The sequence below is a fragment of the Acinetobacter sp. YH12027 genome, assembly GCF_013420085.1.
GTDB lineage: Bacteria > Pseudomonadota > Gammaproteobacteria > Pseudomonadales > Moraxellaceae > Acinetobacter > Acinetobacter amyesii.
Map to the genome: position 1 here is coordinate 1 of NZ_VOYW01000086.1, position 3,319 is coordinate 3,319.

Annotated in this window: 6 protein-coding genes and 2 pseudogenes; 5 read left to right on the forward strand and 3 right to left on the reverse strand. The window is 36.0% G+C overall.

Annotated features, from left to right (window positions below; genetic code table 11):
- Both FTT94_RS16265 and FTT94_RS16270 read left to right on the forward strand, forming a co-directional pair.
- A pseudogene (locus tag FTT94_RS16265) lies at positions 1 to 167 on the forward strand (IS6 family transposase); the annotation flags it as partial.
- Positions 168 to 193: 26 nt separating this feature from the next.
- Positions 194 to 502: pseudogene (locus tag FTT94_RS16270) on the forward strand (recombinase family protein); the annotation flags it as partial.
- A gap of 75 nt (positions 503 to 577) precedes the next feature.
- Here the strand turns inward: FTT94_RS16270 and FTT94_RS16275 are convergent.
- A complete protein-coding gene (locus FTT94_RS16275) occupies positions 578 to 1,066 on the reverse strand; it encodes a GNAT family N-acetyltransferase (RefSeq protein ID WP_004733307.1) in 489 nt (162 codons plus the stop codon).
- Positions 1,056 to 1,322 (reverse strand): DUF1778 domain-containing protein, encoded by a 267-nt coding sequence (locus FTT94_RS16280; protein WP_004733309.1) that lies wholly within the window; start codon positions 1,320 to 1,322, stop codon positions 1,056 to 1,058. Before FTT94_RS16280 ends, FTT94_RS16275 begins: the two co-directional genes overlap by 11 nt.
- A 191-nt stretch (positions 1,323 to 1,513) precedes the next feature.
- On the opposite strand from FTT94_RS16280, the gene FTT94_RS16285 reads away from it, so the two are divergent.
- Positions 1,514 to 1,771 carry a helix-turn-helix domain-containing protein gene (locus tag FTT94_RS16285; RefSeq protein WP_004733310.1) on the forward strand — a complete coding sequence of 86 codons (258 nt, stop codon included), beginning with the start codon at positions 1,514 to 1,516 and terminating at the stop codon, positions 1,769 to 1,771.
- A 223-nt stretch (positions 1,772 to 1,994) separates the two neighbouring features.
- Here FTT94_RS16285 and FTT94_RS16290 read toward each other — a convergent pair whose 3' ends face one another.
- Positions 1,995 to 2,414 (reverse strand): SMI1/KNR4 family protein, encoded by a 420-nt coding sequence (locus FTT94_RS16290; protein WP_001180106.1) that lies wholly within the window; start codon positions 2,412 to 2,414, stop codon positions 1,995 to 1,997.
- 139 nt (positions 2,415 to 2,553) lie between these two features.
- On the opposite strand from FTT94_RS16290, the gene FTT94_RS16295 reads away from it, so the two are divergent.
- Positions 2,554 to 2,874, forward strand: a complete 321-nt coding sequence (locus FTT94_RS16295; RefSeq protein WP_000897307.1) for a type II toxin-antitoxin system RelE/ParE family toxin — start codon at positions 2,554 to 2,556, stop codon at positions 2,872 to 2,874.
- Positions 2,867 to 3,139, forward strand: a complete 273-nt coding sequence (nadS, locus tag FTT94_RS16300) for a NadS family protein (protein ID WP_000369781.1) — start codon at positions 2,867 to 2,869, stop codon at positions 3,137 to 3,139. Before FTT94_RS16295 ends, nadS begins: the two co-directional genes overlap by 8 nt.
- Positions 3,140 to 3,319: the final 180 nt, after the last annotated feature.

Genomic DNA, 3,319 nt, shown 5'->3' on the forward strand with positions numbered 1-3,319 from the left:
AGCGGATCATCAGGGCCACATTAGGATTCAAATCTATGAAGACGGCTTATGCCACAATTAAAGGTATTGAAGTCATGCGTGCACTACGTAAAGGACAAGCATCGTCATTTTATTATGGTCAGCCTCAAGGTGAAGTGTGTCTAATCAACAGGGTTTTCGGTCTCTAAGCACTTTTAAAAAGGAACTTCATCGAATCAAATCTCTATTTGCAACAGTGCCAAATATTGGACGCCAACTTGAGGGAATTGAAGTAGACCGATTATTTGTCGATAAAGCTTCAGGAAAAAATACAGCCCGTCCTAAATTTCAGGAAATGCTCAGCTATGTCCGTGAAGGTGACATGATTGTTGTGCACTCTATGGATCGCTTCGCTAGGAGTCTTAAAGATTTAGTGACTGAGGTTGATCAGCTTGTAAAAAGGGGAGTGGCTATTCAGTTTGTGAAAGAGAATATTACATTTACGGCTCAGGCCACCCCGATGGATAATTTGATGTTGCAACTTGCAGATTATTGGATAAATCAGCCACTAATTCCTGTAAGCAGTTTACCAGTCACTCCTATTGCTAGTAGACCACTTTCAATTGAAACTAGGTATTTCACTCACTGGGTATATTAATGTTAATGGATTTGATGTTAATGAAATAAAGCCGAAACGCTGATAAAACTCCATCGCTTTTTTATCTTTAGCATGTATTACAACAAAATTAACACCAATAATTTGAGCAACTGTTGAAACTTGTTTAAGAGCATGGGCTAAAAGCACTTTCCCAATTCCTCGCCCCTGAACGGTTTGATCAACGGCAAAGCGACCTACAACTACACAAGGGAGCGGATAACGAGGTAATCGTTTAGTAAGCACAGTATCAACTACATCAAATCCTATGGATGTGCTGGATAAACAATAAAACCCTCTCACTTGTAGATCATCATCAATAGCAACATACGTTTTACTTGTTCCTGATTTCTGATGTTGGGATGCATACTGTTTTATGAATTTATTTAAATCATCTTGCCCGCAATTAAATGATTTTTTCTGATGATGGGCTTGTAAAACCTCAATTTTCATCTAATAAACTCATTAATTTTTTCATCTCATCATTTGCAGGGCGTGGGTTCTCAAGTATGTTCATTAACATATCTCGATCAGCATTATTTACTTTTAACTCATAATTAGATTTAAGTAATTCTTTTGCTCTTTCAAATGAGGATTGAAGCATAAAGGAACTTACACTGAGTCCCAATAAATTCGCAGCTTGTTCAATTACATTTTTTGCATCTACTGTTGAACGAATATTAATTCGTTCCGTTGCTAAGTTAGTCATATCCCACCCAACAAGTACATCAATTTGATGTACAAATTATAGCAGATTAAGATTGTGCTTCAAGATTCAAATTTGGATATTTTGTTTTGAATTATTTGAATAGAAAATCAATGGCCTACTACTATCCAAAATGAGTGGCAGGATTTGAATAAGAATAACTGGTAGGTTTACATAAGAATACTCAGCAACTTATGGGGGCTTTTGCCCAATTTGAACGAGAGATTATTTTAGAGCGCCAAAAAGAAGGGATTAAGATTGCAGCGGCTCAAGGTAAATATAAAGGTCGAGTCCATAAGTTAAATCAAGAGCAGGCTGAAGCTTTACGACACGCCTGGAAAGAAGGGAAATATCCATCGAAAGTCGATTTAGCTAAAGCTTTTGGTATTAGCAGACAGGCTGTCTATCGCTATTTGAAAAATGAAAATGTCATCGATAGACTTTATATTTGAAGCAACAGAAGACCTAAAGGGCTTTACTGGTATCCATTGATTGTTCAGCAACATTAAATAAAACCGTGGAACATTGATCAAAGAATAGGCGTGGAACGTGAACAATCATAAAAAAAGCCCATTCGAGGGTGAGTGGGCTATAAAACTGAAATCAACACATTGAATTATAACACAATTTAAAAAGTATTGCGTATAAGGTGTATTATGTTAATTTTAGAAATTCTTAATTTCCATCTATCCAAACTTGCTTGATCCAATCTGCTAAATCTTCCCACTGCTCATCGCTATATCCATCTGCTGTCCAATATCTAATTTTATGATTAGGAGATAGGCAATAATAACTACCATTATCTTCACAAATAGGTAGCCAATCTTCTGGCAGACCTTGCTCCCTAGCATCATTTAATATCTGAGATAGCCCTCGATAGCATTCTTTCTCATCTGTAAGAGACGCTAATTCAATTGTTCCATAAAAGATATTGCTAATCTCTTTCAAAACTTTTTTATAATCTTTTGGAAAAATAAAACCTATTTTTCGTTCATAAGCAGATATGAAAATATCATCAGGTAGTTCTATGTTTAGACGACTATTCCCAGATAGTTCTTTTAATTCTTGAATAATGTTATCAAGCTTATTTTGCATATACATTCTGCTCTATCGCATTAAAGTTCTTACTACAATTTAACATAATGGCTGTTATGCGAAACGAGATCTACCAGCTCTCGTTTTTTGTTATGGAAACTGCTAAAATTCAAATACGCCATTGACGTATAAAGAGTCCATGTTATTTATTGAAACCAGCATCTTTACCAAGCAAATTAAAGACCTTGTATCTGATGAGGAATATCGTCAACTTCAGCAAGATCTTTTGGTACAGCCTGATAGAGGTGACCTAATCAAGAATGGCGGTGGTATTCGCAAAGTACGTTGTGCTCAAGGTAACAAAGGGAAAAGTGGTGGGATACGGGTGATTTATTATTGGGTCACCGAGGATGATCAGATCTTTTTCTTAGTGGCTTATCCAAAATCAGTAAAAGATAATTTAACAGATAAGGAAACCGCCATTCTGCACCAACTCGTGAAGGAGCAATTTCATGGATAACAACTTATTTGATGACTTGGTTGCTTCAATCAAAGAAGCTGGAGCTATCAAACGTAAAGAAGTTAAAGCAAGCCGAGTTACAGAACTCGAATTGCCTGATATTAAAGAAGTACGTGAAAAAACTGGCTTGAGCCAAAATGAATTTGCTGCACGTCTACATATTAGCCCCCGTACCCTGCAAAATTGGGAACAGGGACGACGCTATCCAACTGGACCAGCAGCTACATTGATTCGAATTTTAGATGCTCACCCAAGCCTTATTTGAAAAAATTACTTAAAAAATGGGAGCTTAAGGCTCCCATTTTTATTTCGTATAAGGTGTATTATGTTAATTTTAGAAAATCTTCACTACTATTATTTTAAAATAAGCCTTATATCCAAGCATAAAACAAGGTTGTCTAGACTTCTTTTAACAGTAAAGTTATCATAAAACTGAATTTTATTT